Here is an 18,891-nt window from a genome sequence, read left to right as displayed (position 1 = left end):
AGGAAGAGCAGAGATGACCGATATTCTGATTGTGGACGACGAAAGAGACATCCGCGAACTCGTGGGTGACATCCTCCGCGACGAGGGCTTCCAGACCCGGCTCGCCGGCAACTCCGACGACTGCATGGCCGCCATCAACGAGGCGCCGCCAGCGCTGATGATCCTCGACATCTGGCTGAAGGACAGCCGGATGGACGGCATCGACATTCTCAAGGCCACCAAGCGTGACAACCCCGACATTCCGGTGGTGATTATCTCCGGGCATGGCAACATCGAAATTGCTGTGGCGGCGATCAAGCAGGGGGCCTACGACTTCATCGAGAAGCCCTTTAACATCGACCAGTTGATGGTGGTGATCCGCCGCGCGATGGAGACCTCTCGCCTGCGCCGCGAGAATAGCCAGCTTCGCCGCAAGGAGGTGTCTGTCACCGACATGGTCGGCAACTCGACGGCCTTCAAGGCTTTGAAAAGTCAGTTGGAAAAGGTCACCAAGTCCAATGGCCGGGTGATGCTCACCGGGCCTGCCGGGGCGGGCAAGGAGGTGGCGGCGCGCTACATTCACGCTAATTCTTCCCGTGCTTCTGCACCCTTCATCTCGGTCAACTCCGCCTCCATCGAGCCCGATCGGATGGAAGAAGTGCTCTTTGGCCGTGAGAGCGATGCCCGCGGGGTGGAGCAGGGGCTGCTTGAAGAGGCACACGGCGGGGTGCTCTATTTCGACGAGATCGCCGACATGCCGCTGGGCACGCAGTCCAAGATCCTGCGGGTGCTCGTGGAGCAGCAGTTCCAGCGGGTTGGCGGCTCCGACAAGGTGCGGGTGGACCTGCGGGTGATTTCTTCGACCAACCGAGACCTCGAGGCCGAGATTGCCCGGGGGAACTTCCGCGAGGAGCTGTATCACCGGCTCAACGTGGTGCCGATCCGGGTGCCGGGGCTTGAGGAACGGCGTGAGGATATCCCCGAACTGGCCCGACATTTCATCACCGAAGCCAACGCAAGCCAGGGGCTGAGTGCGCGTGAGCTTTCGGAAGAGGCCGAGGCGCTGCTGCAGACCATGCATCTGCCGGGCAACGTGCGGCAGTTGAAAAACATCATTGAACGAGCTCTGATCCTTGGTGAAACCACCGACCCGATCGAGGCGCGGGAGCTTCAGGGCAACGATGCGCCGGAGGATGACGAGGGTCGGGTGGTGCTTTCGGGCGGGCTGGCCACCCTGCCGCTGCGGGAAGCTCGTGAGCTGTTTGAGCGGGAGTATCTGCTGACCCAGATCAACCGGTTCGGTGGCAACATCTCCAGAACGGCGACCTTTGTTGGCATGGAGCGCTCGGCATTGCACCGCAAGTTGAAGTCGCTGGGGGTCGTGACGTCCACGAAGGCCGGGGCGCGGATTGCGCATATCGAGAGCCAAGCCGCCGAGTAAGGGGTAGGCGATCCGAGGCAATCTAGCGGGTCGCCTCAGGATGCGCGGCGGAATTCGGGTGTCAGTGAGGCTCGGTCATCGATTTCTTTGACCTGCTCAACACCTACCCTGGAGGCGGTCGCGTCGAGGCGGAAACTGTTCACTGTCGTCAGCAACGCCTCGAACTCGCTTTGCATCGTGGTCAGGGCAGCGGTTGTCTCTTCGAAGTTCGCTGCGTTTTCCTGCGTGCTGCGATCCAGCTCGGCGGTTGCGGTGACGACCTCATCAATGCTGGTCGCCTGTTCTCCCGAGGAGGTGGCCACATGGTCGATCTGATCCGAAACTTCGCGGACCACCCCGGTGATAGCACGCAAGGCCTCGCCACTTGCCTGCGCGAGCGCGACACCGTGCTCCACCTTTGAAGTTGTGGCTGAGATCAGGCCGCCAATCTCTCGCGCGGCACCCGAGGAGCGGGCTGCGAGTTCGCGGACTTCGCTGGCGACAACGGCAAATCCCCGCCCGGCTTCACCGGCGCGGGCTGCTTCGACCCCGGCATTGAGTGCGAGCAGGTTTGTCTGGAATGCGATGTCATCAATCAAGTCGATGATCTTGGTGACGGCTTGCGCGCTTTCCTCGATCTCTTGCATTGCTCTGAGCGTGCCTTCCACGGTTTCGAGCCCGTCCTCGGCCTGTTCAGATGCTCGGGATGCGCTGTTCCGGGCGCCGCGTGCCGCGTCGGTGGCCTGTCGGACCGAGGCCTGAAGCTGGGCCATGGCGGCGCTGGTTTGTTCGAGGGTTGCCGCGTTGCGTTCTGTGCGGCTGGAGAGGCCACGCGCATTTGCGGCGAGAGTGCTGGCGGTCTCGTTTGCGAGGTGGCCGCTGCCGCGGACTTCTGCAAGTACTTCGCCGAGCGACATCATGGATTGGTTCACATCCTCCGCGATGCGCGCAAAGACACCCTGATAGTTTTTCTTCAGGCGGTAGGTCACATCGCGCGCGGCAAGGGCTTTCATCGCGGCGGAGATATCGCGCAGCGCTTCATCCGTGCCCGATCCGATCCGGTTGATGCCGTTGCAGATGGCGAGGAAGGCGCCGGTTTTGCCACTGGGGTCCATTTGTTGGCTGAAGTCGCCGGCGGCGTAACTCTCGACCAGCTTAGCGACCTCCTCGGCGATGGCTGCATCCCGCGCGCGATCGGCATCTTCCTTTCGGCGACCGGCGAGTTCGAGGTTCCGGCGTTCTTCTTCTCGACGCTCCTTCTCGGCCCTTTTGTCTTGTTCGGCGGCTGCTTCCCGCGTCCGGGCTTCTGCTTCGCGCGCCTGACCCTCCAGAATCGAAGTTCGAAAGGCATCAAGGGCGACCACGATTTCGCCGACCTCGTTCCTTGTGGCTGCAGGCAGGTCTGCGTCGAGCGCACCTTCCGACATGTCCCGCGCTGCGCTAGCGACAGACCCGAGACTGCGGCTCACACGGCCGGATACGATGAAAACAACGGATGCAGCGAGCGCCATGACTGCCAAGGACAGAGCGGAAGTGATGAGAACCGCGCGGCGCAGCTCTGCCCGCCGGGCGGCAACCATCTTGTTGAACTCGGCGCCGATGAAGCTTTCCAGATCCTTGAGCGCATTGATCCGGGTGGTCTGCGCGGCAAAGAACTGCGGGCCGGTGTAGGCACTGACATCGCCATCGGCACCCGCGCTCAGGATGTACGCCCGGACCTCATCAACAAGCTGGGCGGCTTCACTCTCCTTCACCTGCTCCAACCGGTCGCGGGACTCTGCGGAGGCATCGGCCATGAAGGCTGCCAAGTAGGTATCCTGTGCGTCTACCAGGCCCTTGAAGCGCAGGAGCGCTGTCATGGAGAAGCTGCCAGCCGCCAGACCACCGGAGCCGACAGCTCGCTCTATCCCGGCTCGCTCCTTGGCTTGAAGGAAGGCGTGGAACGAATTGATCTGCCTGTTGATTTCTCCGTCTTCCGTGAGGTGCGACAGCGCCTTTACCTCACCCAGCATGGCTGCGTTCAGGGCCGTGTAGTAGCTGATCGTATCTGCGAGCTGAATGGTTTGCTGGTCGACTGTTGCCCTTACAGTTGCCATTTCCGCGAGGGATTTCTGGATCGCCCGGAGGGTGATCACGTGTTCCTGGAGGCCGTTTGCCCCCTCTATCCGGGCGAGTTGCCGCACGATCACGGTCTCCGCCCTCGCGCGCTGCTGGTCTGTCAGAGCACGTTGCGCCGCCAGTTCTTCGCCAAACACCGTGCCCTTGCTGGACAGGAAGACGGCAGTGGCTCCGCGCTCCTTTTGCTGCTCGTGGACAAGGTCTGAAAGGCGTGTGGCAAGTGCGGACATTTCGGACAGCTGCGCAAAGTCCCGGGCCGCGGAGTTTGCGCGCAAAATCTCCAGCAAGGCGATCACAAGCAATGCGCCGAGAGGCAAGGCAGCGGTGAGCGCAATGGTCTTGCGGATCCCGAGGTGCGGCAGCCAGTTGGTCGGACTCATGCAGGCGCTCCCAGCCATGAAACACAATACTCATCACGTGAGGGCGACTTTACGGAGCGGGAGTTAACGTTGAGTAAGCGTGAGAAGGGGGTGCCAAGGCCCGCAAGGCCACACGCGCCGCAGCGTAGGCGGGCAGCGGCGGATTCTTGCCATGAACGGCGCAACGCTCAATTTGGTTAACACGCGAACTTGAAATTTGGTTTCATTTCGGAGAGAAATTTTTCCGAACGAGAAACAATACTCGAGGGACAGATGAGGCTGGGGCCGATCAAACGGGCAAATGCCCTGCGACTTCCGCTGCTTTGTGCAGCATTGCTGCTGACCGCAGCCTGCGGTGCCAAGCAGAGCACCGAAACCTTCTCCACCATGACCGCGCCGCAGCTCAAGCCCGAGTTGCTGGATTATGCGATCTCCGAAGCCCGCAGCCTGCGTGCCACGGGTGCCCGCGTGTGGTGCGTGCCTTTTGCCCGCAACGCCAGCGGTGTGCAGATCCGAGGCAATGCGAACACGTGGTGGGGCAGCGCGGATGGTGTTTATGCCCGTGGCCGGACACCTCAGGTGGGGGCCGTGATGGCCTTCTCGGGCACGCGCAAGCTGCCGATGGGGCATGTTGCCGTGGTTTCGCGGGTCATCTCCGACCGTGAGATCGAGATCGACCACGCCAACTGGAAGCGCAATCAGGTCAGCCTCGGCATGTCGGTGATCGACGTGTCCGATGCCAACGACTGGTCGCTGGTGAAGGTACAGAGCCAGCCCACGGCCTATGGGCGGCCCTATATGATTGACGGGTTCATCTACCCTGTGCAGGTCTCGAACGCGATCTGAGTACGCGCACCGCCCGTCCTTAGGGGATGTGGGCGGTGCACATCTCAATCTCCATGAACGTTTGACAGTAGCTCTGCGGGGCCTGCGCGCCCTCCGGCGGGTAATGTGCCATGACGAAGCCAGAGGCGATTGTGTGATCGGCTGCGAGGCGGAAGTAGGAGGCCATCGCGGCCATGGTTTCCCCTGATTGCAGGGTCGCCGATTGAACCTCTGCGAGGTAGCGAAAGAGGTCGCGGCCGATGATCTCGGTGGCGTGGTGCTCGCCAGCGCGGTGGAGCGCCATGACGATTTGTGCGGTGCGGGCGACCTTGAGCAGGGGAAGGAAATCAGGCGCTTCGGTGATGGCAACGTAGAGGTCGACGAGCGCCTCGCCGTCCACCGGCTCTCCGGCTGCATAGCGGGCGCGCGCGCGGAAGACGCCGGCCAGAACCCGCCATGAGAGCGTGTCATCCGGATCCAGCGCGCCGGAGGCCACGGCGATCTCGGCCTGCCGTGCGGCCCCGTCCCAGTCCTGCGCCTCGATCGCCTCGTTGGCCAGTTGCAGGGCCCAACTGGCACGCCGGATCGGGCTGGCATCGGGGCCGGGACGCAGCACATCAAGCACCATCGCTCGGTTGGCGGCGTCCTGCGGACGGTCGAGATGACCGGCGATTGTGAAGAGCAGGGTTTCGGCAGCCTCCCAAGATTGGGGATCGTCGAGGATTGCCTGCCGGATGCGCGGCTGCCCTCCGGTTTCATCGACCAGTTCGGCGAGCGCGAGGCCGAGGTGTTCGCGCGCTGCCTCAGGGTCACCGCGGAAGATGGCAGCGGAAAAGAAATGCACAGAGATCACCGCGTTGTTGACGGCGACCAGTGGCACCTGCTCGGCGATCCAATTGGGAAGGCGCAGGCCCCGCATGAGTTGCTCTGCCTGATCCACATCGCCCGCGATCATCATGTTGCCGGCTTCTGCCGAAAGTTGGGTTGTCCGCTGAAAGCCAAGAGAGGCGGCAACGTCCGGCGGATCGGCGCGGTGCTCGTCAATGAAGGCCAGTTCCTCGGCTTCGAGCAGGGTGCCCAGTGGATTATTGAGCCGGGCGAGTGTGGCGCGCGCGCGGTCGGCGTGGCCCCACCAGAACTCGAAGTAGGCGCGCCATGCGAGGATGAAGCTGTGCAACTCGGAGCCGTTGGGGGCGAGGGTCTCCGCCTCGTCCAGAAGCGCGAAGCCGCGTTCGTAGCGGGCCAGCCCGGCCATTAGCTGGACGGCGGCTACGGTCATGACCCGCGCCCAATCGGCATCGAGCTCACCCTCGGCACGGGCAGCGTCCACGGCTGTCGTGAATTCGAACTCCAGCCCAAGCCCGCCATCGGCCTCGAAGATCGCATCGAAACGGGAGAGCAGCTCCAGCGGGTCGGGCGCTTCGGCCTGCGCAGGCAGGGCCGTGAGCAGGGAGAATGACAGGAGTGCGGCCCGGATCATCCGCCACCTCCGACGACGAAGAAGGGCGCCCAGGCGAGTGGATGGGCAAGGCTGGCATCGATTTCATCGGACATGAGGGCGAGCATCGCGCGGCGCATCGCCTCTGCCTTGCGCATCCCCGGCGCGGCCCGCAGCTCGGCGAAGGCCGTGGCGGTCAGGCGGGCGGCTGCATCATCGCGCACGGGCCAATGGCTCACCAGAAGGCTCTCGGCCCCGGCGGCGAAGAAGGCGCGGGCGAGGCCGGAGAGGCCCTCGGCCCCCTCGCCATCGCCCGCAGCGGTGTTGCAGGCCGAGAGCACGACCCACTCGGCGTTGAGCCTCAGGCCGGCGATTTCGCCCACGGTGAGCAGGCCATCATCTGCGGATGAGGGCGCGGGCGGTGGGGTCAGGGCGAGGGCCGGTTCCTCCAGCCCTTGAAGCTCGCCCGCGATCAGGCCGTGCGTAGCAAAAACGATCACATCGCGGTCCGACAGGTCCGCGCTGCGGATGGCCGCTTCGGTGGCCTCGGCGCCCAGCAGAACGCGGGCACCACCGGGGAAGGCCCCGGCAATGGCGGTCACTTCGCGGCGGGTGCCGGGCAGGGGGGCGAGGGCGGAGACATCTGCCGCGCCGCCGCCTGCGCGGGCGACCTCCATCGCGCTCGCCGTGCCGCTGAAGATCGGGTCTCCGACAGCGAGGAGAGTGCCAGCCGAGGTTGCCTCGCGGCGCGGAAGGGCACGCAGGCTGACGACCGAGGGCATGACGGTGAGCGCGTGCTGACGGATGAGCCACGAGGCTTCGCGCAGCATGGCGGGACCATAGGGCGCGGTGGCGTCCTCATAGCCGGTGAGGAGGGCGGCGAAAGGCAGGCCGAGCCAGGCGCCATCGGGGACGAGCCGGAGGTGGGGATAGGCGGCCAGTTCCTCGGCGAAGGCACCGAAGAGGAGCACGTAGAGATTGGCGGCAAGCGGGCGGTTGAAGGCAGGTAAACTGACATCTGCGGTTTGGGGTTTGAGCGCCGTCGCCCCGCGCAGGGTGCCGGTGAGGCCCATATCCTGCCGGAAGGTCGCCACCAGTTCGGCGGCATCGGGCCGGGTGATCGCAACCCGGTGCCAGATGACCCGGTCACGGGCCACGAGCCAGATGAAAAGGTGCTCCTCACCCTGATGCAGGCTGATGAGTGCTTCGTCTTCGGCCAGCAGGCTGCGGGCTTCGGAAAGCGAGACCGGCTCCGGCGCCGTAATTCTGCGCCAGTCGGGGAAGCCGCGCGCCAACCGGTCGCCGTTGACCGTGAGCGCGGTTTGAAGCGCGTCGAGGCGCGCGCGGCGCACTGACGGGTCCATCGCGCGGTCTCGACTGACGGCATCGCGTTGCTCCATCAGATCGCGCCGCTCAATGGCGAGATCTTCGGCCCCTGCGGCTCGAGCGGCAAGGCGAAGCGCGATTTGCTGCATGGCGCGGGCGGCGTTGGTGCCCTGCACCCGCTGCGCCAGTTGAAACATCTCGTCTGACTGTTCCATTGAGGTTAGCCGTGGCGGGGCGTCCTCTTCCGCGGCGAGGGCGGGGAGGCTGAAAAAGAGGAGGCAGAGGAGGGTGCGCAACATGGGGCCGATTGATCCGCCTGCTGCGCCCCGGGTCAAGTGACAAGCGCCTACATAGGGCAGGAGGCGCGGCCCGAATGCCGCAGCCGTTGACCCCACCCAAGCCCCATGCCAAGCAGGGTGTGGAAGAGCAACGTCAGGCCCCGGAGGGCGCACAGAGCCATGAAGGTTATCATCTGCGGCGCGGGCCAGGTCGGGTGGCAGATCGCCCGGCATCTTTCGGGTGAGCGCAATGACGTGACAGTGGTCGACAACAACGCCGAACTGGTGCGCCGGGCGACGGATTCGCTGGATGTGCAGGGCATTGCAGGCCACGCGAGCTACCCCGACATCCTCGACCGGGCAGGGGCCCGCGATGCGGACATGATCATCGCCGCGACCCATTCGGACGAGGTGAATATGGTCACCTGCCAGGTCGCGCACTCGGTGTTCTCGGTGCCGCGCAAGGTGGCGCGCCTGCGCTCGCAAAGCTACCTGACTGCGATCTATTCCGACCTGTACCGCCGCGATCACATGCCGATCGACGTGGTGATCTCTCCCGAGCGCGAGGTGGCGGAGGCTGCACTGCAACGGCTCGCGGCGCCTGCTGCCTTTGACACAGAGCGCTTCTTGGGTGGGCAGGCGCAGTTGCTTGGTATTCATCTGGACGACGACTGCCCGGTGCTGAACACGCCGCTCCGGCAGTTGACCGATCTGTTTTCGACCCTGCGGGCGATCGTTGTGGCGGTGCGGCGCAAGAACAAGCTCTTCGCGCCCAACCCCGGCGACCAGCTTTTCGCCGGCGACCAGATCTACGTTTGCGCCAACACCGACGACACCACGCGCACGATGGAAATTTTCGGCAAGGTGCTTCGCAAGCAGGAGCGGGTGGTGATCATTGGCGGTGGCAACGTGGGGCTTGCCGTGGCGCAGGCGCTGGAAAAGCAGACCAACCGCATCCGCGCCAAGGTGATCGAGCGGTCACGGCCGATTGCCGAACGTGCCGCCGACGCGCTGGAGCGGACGATCGTGCTCAACGGCGATGGCCTCTCGAGGGAGTTGTTGATCGAGGCGAATATCGACAAGGCCGACGCGGTGCTTTGCGTGACCGACGATGACAAGGTGAACCTGCTGGCCGCCGTGCGCGCCAAGTCCAACGGCTGCCCGATGGCGATTTGTCTGGTGAACGACCCGACACTGGTGCCGCTGATGAACCCGCTTCACGTGGATGCCTTCATCAACCCGCGCGCCACCACTGTGAGCTCGATCCTACGCCACATCCGTCACGGGCGGGTGCGCGGGGTCTACTCCATAGGGGATGCCGAGGCCGAGGTGATCGAGGCACAGGTGCTCTCGACCTCGCCGCTCTCGGGCCAGAAGATCCGCGATATCGACTTCCCTGAAGGAGTTTGCGTGGGCGCGCTCATGCGGGGCGAGACCTATATCAAGCCGGTGGCGGAAACGCGGATTGAGGAGGGCGACGTGATCGTCATCTTCGCGATGGCCGATGATGTGCCAGAGGTGGAGCGGCTGTTGCAGGTCTCCATCGACTTTTTCTGAGGCCCGCCGCCCGTGCGCCGCATCCTCGAACTGCCGCTGATCGTGATCCTCATGGGGCTCTGCGCCCTGATGATGTATTTGCCGGTGTTCCACGCAGTCACAGTGCGCGACTGGCTCTCGGCGCGGAGCTTTTTTTACGCGGGCACGCTTTTTCTGACCTTGGTCATATTCCTCGGCATCGCCACCTATCACATGAAGCCGCGCAGCTTGGCCCGCAGCCACCTCACCGCGCTGGTCGCGGCCTATGGGCTGCTGCCCTTCATGCTGGCCTGGCCCTTCTATGAGGCGATCCAGAACACGACCTACTTCAACGCGTGGTTCGAGATGGTCTCTTCACTCACCACAACCGGGGCTTCGCTCTTCGAGCCGGGGCGGTTGCCCGGGAGCCTGCACCTTTGGCGGGCCATTGTGGGGTGGATGGGCGGGCTGTTCATCTGGGTGACTGCGGCGGCGATCATGGCGCCGCTCAACTTGGGCGGCTTCGAAGTGACATCGATGGCGCGGCCCGGGTCGGGCGCCAAGCGGGACCGCGTGCTGGATGCCGATGCTCAGACCGACCCGCGCGAACGGCTGCTCCGGCTGGCGTTGCAAATGGGGCCGGTTTACGTGTCGCTCACTGGGGTGCTTTGGATTGCACTAGTGGTGGCTGGCGAAGAACCGCTCATTGCGATCTGCCATGCGATGAGTGTGCTCTCCACCTCGGGGATCAGCCCGGTCGAAGGCCTCTCGCAGGCGCGTTCTGGCCTGCTGGGCGAGGCGATCATCCTGCTGTTCTTCATCTTCGCCTTCAGCCGCAAGACCTTCTCGCCGGGCTATGGCATGGGGGCGGTGCGGGTGAGTGCCGTTTACAAGGACATCGAGGCGCGGATGGCGGTTTATTGCATCATCCTCGTGCCCTCGGCGCTCTTCCTGCGGCACTGGATAGGGGCTTTCGAGGTCGATGACGTAGCCGATGTGGGCGCGGCGCTACGAGCGCTCTGGGGTGCGGCCTTTACGGTGGCGAGCTTCCTCAGCACCACGGGCTTTACCAGCGCCGAGTGGGGCGGGACTGAAACATGGTCGGGCCTTCAGACCCCGGGCATGGTGCTGATGGGCTTGGCCCTTGTGGGCGGCGGCGTGGCCACTACCGCCGGAGGGGTAAAGCTGCTGCGGGTCTATGCGCTTTACCGCCACAGCCACCGCGAGATCGAGCGGCTGGTGCATCCGAACTCGGTCAGCGGAGCCGGGGGCAGCTTTGGCCGCCATATCCGGAAACAAGGCGCATACATCGCATGGCTCTTCTTCATGCTCTACGCGATTTCGCTGGCGGGCGTTTCGGCCATGCTGGGCGCGACCGGGCTCAACTTTGAGCAATCCATGATCCTCTCGCTCTCGGCGCTTTCGACCGCAGGGCAACTTGCCGAAGTCGGGGGCGGCGCAGCGATCATCTACGTTCAGATCACCGATGTCGCCAAATCGGTGCTCGCAGGTGCGATGGTGCTGGGGCGGGTCGAGGCACTCGCACTCATCGCGCTACTCAACCCCGAATTCTGGCGCGCCTGAGGCCCGGCTGCCGCACTGGCGTTAGCGGCCTGAATTTGGGGGTGGAATCTTGAAGAGTCAGCCTCCATAGTGGCCTCGTGGACGGGGGCCCATGGTCTGAGGCAAGGTTCCTGAATGCGTGCACGACCGAAGGCAACGACAAGAACAAGGCATTGAAATGGCCAGTGACAAACAGAATTTGCAGGATGCATTTCTCAACCACGTGCGGAAGACCAAGGTCCCGGTGACCATCTTCCTGATCAATGGAGTGAAACTCCAAGGCGTGATCACATGGTTCGACAACTTCTGCGTCCTGCTGCGCCGCGACGGCCAATCGCAGCTTGTCTACAAGCACGCGATCTCCACCGTCATGCCGGCGCAGCCGATCAGCCTCTACGAGGGTGAAGAATAGCGGGATTTCACGATACCGCGGAGCGGCCCACCCGGGCGCTTGTGCTCCACCCCGACATCCAGACAGACCCCGAGCGCCGTGAGGCCGGGCCAGCCTTAGACGAGGCGACGGCTCTGGCACTGGCGCTTCCGGGGCTGGATGTGGTGGCGGGAGAGGTCGTGAACGTGCGCCAACCGCAGCCCGGTACGCTCTTTGGCACCGGGAAGATGGATGAGATCAAGGCCCTGATCTCGGCGCAGGATATCGGGCTCGTTCTGATCGATGGGCCGGTGACCCCGGTGCAGCAGCGCAATCTGGAAGAGGCGTGGAAGGTCAAACTTCTCGACCGAACCGGCTTGATTCTGGAGATTTTCGCAGACCGCGCCGCCACCCGTGAGGGTGTGCTGCAGGTCGAACTGGCCGCGCTCTCCTATCAACGCACCCGGCTCGTACGGGCCTGGACCCACCTTGAGCGCCAGCGCGGCGGGCTTGGCTTTGTGGGCGGCCCCGGCGAGACCCAGATAGAGGCGGACCGCCGGGCGATCGACGAGGCGGTGACCCGTATCCGGCGACAGCTTTCCAAGGTCACCAAGACGCGCGCTCTGCACCGCGCCTCCCGCGCCAAGGTGCCGTTTCCGGTGGTTGCTTTGGTTGGCTATACCAACGCGGGCAAATCCACGCTGTTCAACCGGCTCACCGGCGCGGAGGTGATGGCGAAGGACATGCTCTTTGCCACGTTGGACCCGACGATGCGGGCCATCGAACTGGCGGGCGGGGTGAAGGTCATCCTTTCCGATACGGTGGGCTTTATCTCTGCGCTTCCGACGGAGCTGGTCGCGGCCTTCCGCGCAACGCTGGAAGAGGTGCTGGAGGCCGATCTGATCCTGCATGTGCGCGACATCGCCAGCCCGGCAACGGAAGAGCAGGCCGAAGACGTCGAGCGCATTCTGGAGAGCCTCGGCGTGCGGGAAGATGTGCCGCGGCTGGAGCTTTGGAACAAGATCGACCTTGCCGCGCCTGAGCAGGCCGATGCCCTACGCAATCAGGCGACCCGGCGCGAGGATGTACTGGTGATCTCTGCCTCCTCGGGCGAGGGGCTGGATGAGTTGCAAGAGGTCGTTACTGCCCATCTGGAAGGCGCGCGCAGTGCGGAGAGCCTTAGCCTTGGATTTTCCGAGGGCCGCAAGCGTGCCTGGCTCCATGAGCGCGACGTGGTGGAACAGGAGACCCAGGGCGAGGACGGCTGGGCGCTGGATGTGCGCTGGTCTCCCCGGCAGAAGGCCGAGTTCGACAAGCTCTGAGCGATGGACATGGCGCGGCGAGGCGCTACACCTGTGCCACGCAACCAGCGGAGGCCGGATCATGTTGAAAAGCCAAAGACACTATTACTGGATCGGCGGTGCCATCTGGGGCGCGCTGATGCTGGGCGGTGTGGTGTTTGTGGCCGGGGCGACCATGTGGGGGGATGGCGACGGCATCGGCGAGGCGTTCGGCAACCGAGTGTTCCCCCAGTCGAAAGTGGTGACCGGCGATGCGGAGCAGCAGGGCGCCGTGGTAATCGAGGCGGGCGCTGTCGATATCGGGGCAGGCGGGCTGACGCTGACCGATCCAGTGGAAGACCCCACACGTGCACCCTTTGACTTAGACGTGCCCGAGGGTCGGTTCGAAGTGGAGATCTTCGTTCCGGCGGATGCGCCGAAAGTGATCGGAATGGTCGCGCTGCGGTTTTCGGATGCCGAGGTCACCACTTGGGAGAAACCCGGCCGAAAGAGCCACCCGCTCGACTTCGACTTCGGCATAGATGATCTGGTTGCTTTGGGAGATCCGGAGGCAGTGGCCGCGCTCGATGCGGAGGAGGTGAAGACCGCGTTGGGAGCGAGCACAGGTCAGGTGCTCTATGCCACGCTGGCCGCCGAAGAGAGGCAGGTCCTGATCTACGATCCGAACTTCGAGACATTCTCTGCCGATGTATATGCAGGGTATGACGCCGACGGTGATTTGGCGCTTGTCGTGAAGGACTACGGATACTTTGGAACCCGCGCTGCGCTTGAGGACCGGGAGTAGAGCACTCGCAGTATTGGCGCTTAGACCTTAGTCGGCAGGCGTCAGCACGGTCACACCCACATTGGCGGCGCGGGCCAGCTCGGGGTCGAGTGACATGGGGATGTATTCCCCCCTCCGCCAGAGCGCGCCCAGATCGTCGTAGTGCCGCGATAGCGGGTGCCCGGACTGGCCCGTGGAGGTGATGAAGACCGAACTGTCGGGATCCGAGAAGTCATATACGCCGCGAAATCCAGCACCGTGGACGTTGGCATAGGGATCGGGATCGGTGCCCTTGGTCCGCCCGCGCAGCAGGGTGAAATCGCCGCCGCTGGTGCTTTGATGGATGTTTACGATCCACTTCAGCACCGGCACCTCACCCAGCACGGCATGGTCATGGTGCGCTTCGTGCGCATCGCCCCAGCGGAGGCTTTCCAACTGGGTGCCATAGCGCTCACCGATCCAGAGCAAAGCCTCGTCCAGCGCGATGCGGGCAATGTCTGTGCAGCTCTCCTGCGCGGTGGATTGAGTCACGTCGCACCAGACGGCCGCGCCATCGACATCCCGGAACACCCGCTCAAGGAACAGAGGCTCGGGATGGGCGAATTCGGCGGAGAGCGGGCCCAGTTCGTCGCGGATGAGCCGGTTCTGCAGGTGCTTTAGCCATGCGGCAAAGATCAGCGGCTCGGGCAGATGCTCGCTCATCTCGCCGTTCCAGTTGGCCAGAAGTTCAAGCGCGCGCTGGCGCTGACGTTCTTGCGTGCCTTCAGGCGCGGCCTCGCCAGTGAACCAAAGATCCTTGGCGATCAGGGGCAGCAGGGTGCGGGCTGTCACGCTCACGGTGTCGAGCTGCGCGTCGATGAAGCTCTCACGGGTGTGCACCTCGCGGGTCTGCATCAGCCGGGTCCAACGTTGGATGCGCTGGGTATCGCCCCACGTGTAGCTCACATGATCGGGGAAAGGGCGATCGACCGTTTTGTTGTTGGTATTGCCGAGGATGCCACCCACCGGGTCCACGAACTCGGGGTTACGGGCATAGGGGATGCGGCCTGCCCATCGGTTCTCGGCCTTCCAGCCGAGCGCGGGCATCCGGCCCTGGCTGTTGTGCCGCGGGTTACGGCTGGGCATCGCGCCGACCATCTTCATGGCGACGCGGCCCGGCTCTGCGATGGTGAGGTTCTGCGACGGCGCGATGTATAGTTCCATCGCGTCGATGGCCTCTTCGATGCTTTTGGCTCGCTGGAGCCCCAGCGCCGCCTGCATGGAGGTGTCGCGGGGAGACAGAGCTGTCCACCCCAACGCGGCGACGTGGCCGGCGGGCGTGACGCTGGAGAGATTGTAATGGGAGCCGGGCAGCACAGGGCCGTTCTCGCTGCGACGGAGCGTTATGGTGATCGGCTCGCTGTCCTTGATCTGGATGATCGAGCTTTTGGTCGAGAAGGCCTTCCAGCCGGTGGGCGTTCGATATTCCTGCGGGTTGGCCGGGTTAAGCTCTTCCATGAAAACGTCCTGATCGTCGAGGTAGGACGAGGTGATGCCCCATGCGAGCGCGTCGGAACGCCCTGACAGCACGAAAGGGATGCCTGGGATGGTGGCACCGATCACGCCGCCGCTCTCCAGCTCGATGCGGGCCAGATACCAAACCGTGGGCGCTGTCAGTTCGAGGTGCGGGTCATTGGCCAATAAGGCAGCGCCAGCCGCCGAACGTTTTGGCGCGGCGGCCCATGCGTTGGAGGCGCCCGCGAGCTGGCGTGGCTTGACCGGCGACATCCGGTCGAGCGCGTAGCGCCGCCACGGGGCCTGCGGGCCGTCGATCGGCACGAGGCTGGCGTAGTCGGGCAGGGCGGCGGTGCCGGGGCCTGGCACATCGGGGAGGATATCTGCCAGCCGGGCCTCGGGCAGTTGCAGCGAAACCCGTGCGCGCAGCACCTCTTCGGAGAGTTGCCCCGAGAGCTGCAAGGCCATGATCTTGCCCATCGCAACGGTGTCAGCGGGGCGCCAAGGCGCGATCTGGCGGGAGAAGAGAAAGAACTCCGGTGCACCGCGCCCCAGTGCGCCCTCATTTACTGTGGCGATCCAGGCGTTGATGCCCGCGGAATAGGCCTCAAGCGCGGCCCTCGTCTCGGCGTCCAACGAAGACACAGAGGCCGAGGCCGCCTCATACAGCCCTAAACGGCGCAGCAGTTCGTCGGTCTTGGCGGTGCGAACGCCGAACAGCTCAGAAAGCCGGCCCTGCGCCGCCCGGCGGGCCATGGTGATCTGCCAGAGGCGGTCCTGCGCGTGGGCGAAACCGAGGCCGAAATACACATCTTCGTCGGTGGAGCCGAAGATGTGGGGCACATTCGCGTTGTCGCGCACGATCTCGACCGGCCCGCTCAGACCCGCCACGGTGAGACGTGCGTTGTAGTCGGGCAAGGAGCGGGAGGCGAGATAATAGACGATGCATCCGGCTAAAAAGGCCAGCAGCAGACCCGCCGTTACGACCCGCAGAAGCCAGCGAAAGATGCGCGCCATATCTGTCCCTTGGTTGACCTTCTGCCCCGGCGGGGTAATCAGGTTGCAAGCGTAATGGAACCCCGCGGGAGGATAAAGACATGGCGAAGGTGGCATTTCTCGGACTTGGCGTAATGGGCTACCCGATGGCGGGGCATCTGGCGAAGGCCGGGCATGAGGTGACGGTGTACAACCGCACCTATGCCAAAGCGGAGAAGTGGGTGGCCGAGCACGGCGGAAAAGCGGCCAAGACGCCTGCCGAGGCAGCTGCCGGGCAAGATTTCGTGATGGCCTGCGTTGGCAACGACGATGACCTGCGCTCGGTATGCGTGGGCGAGGACGGGGCGCTGGCGGCCATGTCGCCCGGCACGGTCTTTGTCGACCACACCACGGTGAGCGCGGCAGTGACGCGCGAGATGTATGCTGCCGCCGACGTAGGGCAGGTGAGCTTTGTCGATGCTCCGGTTTCCGGCGGTCAGGCAGGGGCAGAGAATGGCGCGCTGGCCGTGATGTGCGGTGGCGATGCGGGCGCCTACGAGCGCGCTGAGCAGATCATTGCCGCCTATGCCAAGAACTGCCAACTGATGGGTGAAAGCGGCGCGGGCCAGCTCACCAAATGCGTGAACCAGATCTGCATTGCAGGCCTCGTGCAGGGCCTGTCCGAGGGCATCGCCTTTGCCCAGAAGGCCGGGCTGGATGCCAAGGCCGTGGTGCAGGTGATCAAGGATGGCGCCGCAGGCAGCTGGCAGATGGCCAACCGCTACGAGACGATGGTGGATGACAAGTTCACCCACGGCTTCGCAGTGGACTGGATGCGCAAGGATCTCGATATCTGTCTTTCGACCGGCAACGAGATCGGTGCGGCGCTGCCCGTCACCGCGCTCGTGGACCAGTTCTACAAGGACGTTCAGGCGATGGGCGGCGGGCGGTGGGATACCTCCTCGCTGATCAAGCGCCTGAAAGCCTTCGACTGACCATGAGCTGACCGCCGTCAGCTTTTGCCACGTTTGGGCCTGGCGGGTTTGCCGCCGGGTTTTCCACCCGGTTTGCCCTTGAAGCCAGTGCCCGGCGTGCCTCCGGGTTTGCCACTGAACTTGCCTTTGGGGCCTCCGCCGGGTTTGCCGCCGAACTTGCCCGCAGGTTTGCCACCAGGCTTTCCGCCACTTCGGAACGGTCGTGCCTCGCCGCCCTGCGCAGCCTCTGCTGCGCGGGCGCGGTTTTTCTTGCTGCCCGGTTTGCCCTGAGGCGGCGGCGGGCCTTTGCGGCGGGGGTTACCCATTGGCGCGCTCGGGTCGGAGGCGCCGCTCCGGTAGGTTGCGGCAGGCGAGCCGTGGCGCGGTTTGCGGGCGGGCTTGGGATCTGCCGAAGGCTCCGGGGCGGCATGTGGCTCGGGCTGCGGGGCCGGGGCCTTTACCTTTTCCTCGCTGCGCGGGTGTTCCGGCCGTGGCTCACGTTTGGGCTTGCCGGGTTTGTCGAACTTTGCCTTCCGGTCAGGTTTGGGGCCGGGCTTGGGACCACGGGCCGGGCGGTTCAACTCATCGGGCAGGCCATCGACCTGCGCCAGACGGGTGCTGCCCTCGATGGTCATGCTCTCGCCCAGATGATCGAGAAGCCGGCGCACCGCGCCCTCGCGGACCTGCACGTAGCTTGCATCCGGCCCGACGCGAATGGCTCCAATGTCATCGCGCGTCAGCCCGCCGCCCTTGCAGAGCATCGGCAGCAACCGGCGCGGCTCTGCACCCTGATTGCGGCCCTGGCTCACCGAGAACCAGACGGAGGCGCCAAATTCCTCGCGCGGGCGCGGCTTGAGATCGCCGCCGGAGAGTTCTTCGGGCGCGGAGTGCTGGCTGGCGTAGTTGCGCAAGAAGGCCGCGGCAAGCTGCTCGGGACTGAAGGTCTCCACCAGTCGTTCGATGGCATCGGCCTCCTCCTCGCGCGGGGCCTCTTCCCAGACCGGATCTTCCAGCATCCGCTCGGCATCGCGGGCCTGCACGGCTTCTGCCGAGGGCGGTTCAGCCCATTTGGCGGTGAGTTGTGCCATGCCCAGCACCCGCAGCGCCTTTTTCTTGCTGCGCGGAGTGACGACGAGCACGCTCACGCCCTTGCGGCCCGCGCGACCGGTACGGCCGGAGCGGTGCAAGAGGGTTTCATGGCTGCCCGGCAACTCGGCATGCACCACGAGGTCGAGATTGGGCAGGTCAATGCCGCGAGCGGCCACATCTGTGGCCACGCACACCCGCGCCCGGCCGTCGCGCATAGCTTGCAGCGCGTTGGTGCGCTCCTGCTGCGACAGCTCACCCGAGAGCGAGACCACCTTGAAGCCCCGATTGGCCAGGCGTGTGGTGATGCGGCCCACGGTGGCGCGGGTGTTGGCGAAAACGATGGCGTTGGGGGCCTCGTAATAGCGCAACACGTTGATCACGCAATGCTCAAGGTCTGCCTCGGCCACGGCCATGGCGAGATACTCGATATCGGCGTGCTGGGAGGCCTCGGCCTTGGTCTCGATCCGGACTGCATCCCGCTGATAGCTTTTGGCCATATGCTCGATGGCGGGCGGCACGGTGGCGGAAAAGAGCAGGGTCTGCCGATCTTCGGGGGCTTCGCCGAGGATGAACTCGAGCTCTTCGCGAAAGCCGAGGTCGAGCATCTCGTCGGCCTCGTCGAGCACCACCGCGCGGATCGCCTGCATCTCCATCGAGCCGCGCAGGATGTGGTCGCGCAGGCGGCCCGGCGTGGCGACCACGATATGCGCGCCACGTGCCAGCGCCCGGCGCTCATCGCGCATATCCATGCCGCCGACGCAGGAGGCGACCACGGCGCCGGCCTTGGCGTAGAGCCACGACAACTCGCGTTTTACTTGCAAGGCAAGTTCGCGGGTTGGGGCGATGACCAGGGCCAGAGGGGCTTCGGCCGGCTCGAACGCCTCGGCCTCGCCGAGCAACGTTGGCGCGATGGCGATGCCGAAGCCAAGTGTCTTGCCCGAGCCGGTCTGCGCCGACACCAGCATGTCGGCACCGGCGTGGTCGGGCGCGCCAACGGCCTCCTGCACCGGGGTCAGAGAGGTGTAGCCACGATCGGCTATGGCGTCGGCGAGGGCTTGTTTCACAGGGAGGTATCCGGGGAGAGAGGAGCGTAAGGCCGCGTCT

Annotated in this window: 13 protein-coding genes; 8 read left to right on the top strand and 5 right to left on the bottom strand. The window is 64.7% G+C overall.

Annotated features, from left to right (window positions below; all coding sequences use genetic code 11):
• The first annotated feature begins 13 nt into the window (after positions 1 to 13).
• On the top strand, positions 14 to 1,420 hold the full coding sequence (locus KUV38_RS06390; RefSeq protein WP_222469247.1) for a sigma-54-dependent transcriptional regulator: 1,407 nt from the start codon (positions 14 to 16) through the stop codon (positions 1,418 to 1,420).
• Positions 1,421 to 1,455: 35 nt separating this feature from the next.
• Here KUV38_RS06390 and KUV38_RS06385 read toward each other — a convergent pair whose 3' ends face one another.
• The gene (locus KUV38_RS06385; RefSeq protein ID WP_222469246.1) at positions 1,456 to 3,897 is read right to left on the bottom strand and encodes a methyl-accepting chemotaxis protein; all 2,442 of its coding nucleotides are present in this window, start codon (positions 3,895 to 3,897) and stop codon (positions 1,456 to 1,458) included.
• 312 nt (positions 3,898 to 4,209) lie between these two features.
• Between KUV38_RS06385 and KUV38_RS06380 the strand changes: the two genes are divergently transcribed.
• A complete protein-coding gene (locus KUV38_RS06380; RefSeq protein ID WP_261384575.1) occupies positions 4,210 to 4,722 on the top strand; it encodes a CHAP domain-containing protein in 513 nt (170 codons plus the stop codon).
• Between the two features lie 19 nt (positions 4,723 to 4,741).
• Here KUV38_RS06380 and KUV38_RS06375 read toward each other — a convergent pair whose 3' ends face one another.
• Complete coding sequence (locus KUV38_RS06375; RefSeq protein WP_222469244.1) at positions 4,742 to 6,181, bottom strand: hypothetical protein; 1,440 nt, start codon at positions 6,179 to 6,181, stop codon at positions 4,742 to 4,744.
• Positions 6,178 to 7,764 (bottom strand): CHAT domain-containing protein, encoded by a 1,587-nt coding sequence (locus tag KUV38_RS06370; RefSeq protein ID WP_222469243.1) that lies wholly within the window; start codon positions 7,762 to 7,764, stop codon positions 6,178 to 6,180. Before KUV38_RS06370 ends, KUV38_RS06375 begins: the two co-directional genes overlap by 4 nt.
• 159 nt (positions 7,765 to 7,923) lie before the next feature.
• Between KUV38_RS06370 and trkA the strand changes: the two genes are divergently transcribed.
• The 5 genes from trkA (at position 7,924) to KUV38_RS06345 (ending at position 13,276) form a co-directional block, all read left to right on the top strand.
• Complete coding sequence (gene trkA / locus KUV38_RS06365; protein ID WP_222469242.1) at positions 7,924 to 9,300, top strand: Trk system potassium transporter TrkA; 1,377 nt, start codon at positions 7,924 to 7,926, stop codon at positions 9,298 to 9,300.
• Positions 9,301 to 9,312: 12 nt separating this feature from the next.
• Entirely contained in the window at positions 9,313 to 10,842 is a 1,530-nt protein-coding gene (locus KUV38_RS06360) for a TrkH family potassium uptake protein (protein ID WP_222469241.1), read from the top strand.
• 157 nt (positions 10,843 to 10,999) lie between these two features.
• Positions 11,000 to 11,233: an RNA chaperone Hfq gene (gene hfq, locus KUV38_RS06355; RefSeq protein WP_074255556.1), complete on the top strand. Its 234-nt coding sequence runs from the start codon at positions 11,000 to 11,002 to the stop codon at positions 11,231 to 11,233.
• Positions 11,234 to 11,274: 41 nt separating this feature from the next.
• Positions 11,275 to 12,513 (top strand): GTPase HflX, encoded by a 1,239-nt coding sequence (hflX, locus tag KUV38_RS06350; RefSeq protein WP_222469240.1) that lies wholly within the window; start codon positions 11,275 to 11,277, stop codon positions 12,511 to 12,513.
• Positions 12,514 to 12,574: 61 nt separating this feature from the next.
• Positions 12,575 to 13,276: a DUF4241 domain-containing protein gene (locus tag KUV38_RS06345; RefSeq protein ID WP_222469239.1), complete on the top strand. Its 702-nt coding sequence runs from the start codon at positions 12,575 to 12,577 to the stop codon at positions 13,274 to 13,276.
• Between the two features lie 27 nt (positions 13,277 to 13,303).
• Here the strand turns inward: KUV38_RS06345 and KUV38_RS06340 are convergent, their stop codons facing one another.
• Complete coding sequence (locus KUV38_RS06340; protein ID WP_222469238.1) at positions 13,304 to 15,766, bottom strand: penicillin acylase family protein; 2,463 nt, start codon at positions 15,764 to 15,766, stop codon at positions 13,304 to 13,306.
• 80 nt (positions 15,767 to 15,846) lie between these two features.
• On the opposite strand from KUV38_RS06340, the gene KUV38_RS06335 reads away from it, so the two are divergent.
• A complete protein-coding gene (locus KUV38_RS06335; RefSeq protein ID WP_222469237.1) occupies positions 15,847 to 16,719 on the top strand; it encodes an NAD(P)-dependent oxidoreductase in 873 nt (290 codons plus the stop codon).
• Positions 16,720 to 16,736: 17 nt separating this feature from the next.
• On the opposite strand, the gene KUV38_RS06330 is transcribed toward KUV38_RS06335, so the two are convergent.
• Positions 16,737 to 18,851, bottom strand: coding sequence for a DEAD/DEAH box helicase (locus KUV38_RS06330; protein WP_222469236.1), 2,115 nt, complete (start codon positions 18,849 to 18,851; stop codon positions 16,737 to 16,739).
• Between the last annotated feature and the right edge of the window lie 40 nt (positions 18,852 to 18,891).

The organism is Vannielia litorea (assembly GCF_019801175.1).
GTDB lineage: Bacteria > Pseudomonadota > Alphaproteobacteria > Rhodobacterales > Rhodobacteraceae > Vannielia > Vannielia litorea_B.
Note: the sequence above shows the minus strand (reverse complement) of the source record. Positions and strands in the feature narration are given on the sequence as shown.

Excerpts from the sequence above, each read along its gene's own strand:
- KUV38_RS06375 (WP_222469244.1), bottom strand. The coding sequence starts at position 6,181 with ATGATCCGGGCCGCACTCCTGTCATTCTCCCTGCTCACGGCCCTGCCT.
- KUV38_RS06370 (WP_222469243.1), bottom strand. The coding sequence starts at position 7,764 with ATGTTGCGCACCCTCCTCTGCCTCCTCTTTTTCAGCCTCCCCGCCCTC.
- hfq (WP_074255556.1), top strand. The coding sequence starts at position 11,000 with ATGGCCAGTGACAAACAGAATTTGCAGGATGCATTTCTCAACCACGTG.
- trkA (WP_222469242.1), top strand. The coding sequence starts at position 7,924 with ATGAAGGTTATCATCTGCGGCGCGGGCCAGGTCGGGTGGCAGATCGCC.
- KUV38_RS06340 (WP_222469238.1), bottom strand. The coding sequence starts at position 15,766 with ATGGCGCGCATCTTTCGCTGGCTTCTGCGGGTCGTAACGGCGGGTCTG.
- KUV38_RS06385 (WP_222469246.1), bottom strand. The coding sequence starts at position 3,897 with ATGAGTCCGACCAACTGGCTGCCGCACCTCGGGATCCGCAAGACCATT.
- KUV38_RS06335 (WP_222469237.1), top strand. The coding sequence starts at position 15,847 with ATGGCGAAGGTGGCATTTCTCGGACTTGGCGTAATGGGCTACCCGATG.
- KUV38_RS06390 (WP_222469247.1), top strand. The coding sequence starts at position 14 with ATGACCGATATTCTGATTGTGGACGACGAAAGAGACATCCGCGAACTC.
- KUV38_RS06345 (WP_222469239.1), top strand. The coding sequence starts at position 12,575 with ATGTTGAAAAGCCAAAGACACTATTACTGGATCGGCGGTGCCATCTGG.